This is a genomic window from Pseudomonas sp. K5002 (genome assembly GCF_013386655.1).
In the GTDB taxonomy this organism is placed as follows: domain Bacteria; phylum Pseudomonadota; class Gammaproteobacteria; order Pseudomonadales; family Pseudomonadaceae; genus Aquipseudomonas.
The window spans coordinates 2,999-3,283 of sequence record NZ_JACARK010000928.1 but is presented as its reverse complement, the minus strand read 5'-3'; the positions used below and the strand labels follow the sequence as shown (position 1 = coordinate 3,283).

The 285-nt window shown below is 60.4% G+C and carries 1 protein-coding gene; it reads right to left on the bottom strand.

Going from position 1 to position 285, the window contains the following annotated elements:
• Nucleotides 1-285, bottom strand: a 285-nt coding sequence (locus HX846_RS39875) for a hypothetical protein (RefSeq protein WP_256740163.1), incomplete at both ends; no start/stop codon positions are given.

Genomic DNA, 285 nt, shown 5'->3' with positions numbered 1-285 from the left:
GCACCATGTAGTCCGGCAGCTGCGCTTTCAAATGCGCCTTGAGGGATTCACGCAGCGCGCCCTGCTCTTGGTCGCTGACCAGATAGGCCACCAACTGTTTGCCGCTCGGGGAATTCAGCGCCAACACCACTGCTTCACGCACCGCCTGGTGTTCCAGCAGGCGGGTTTCAATTTCCCCCAGCTCGATGCGGAACCCGCGAATCTTCACTTGATGGTCGATACGACCGAGGTATTCCACCAAGCCATCGGCACGCTGGCGCACCAAGTCACCGGTGCGATACAGGC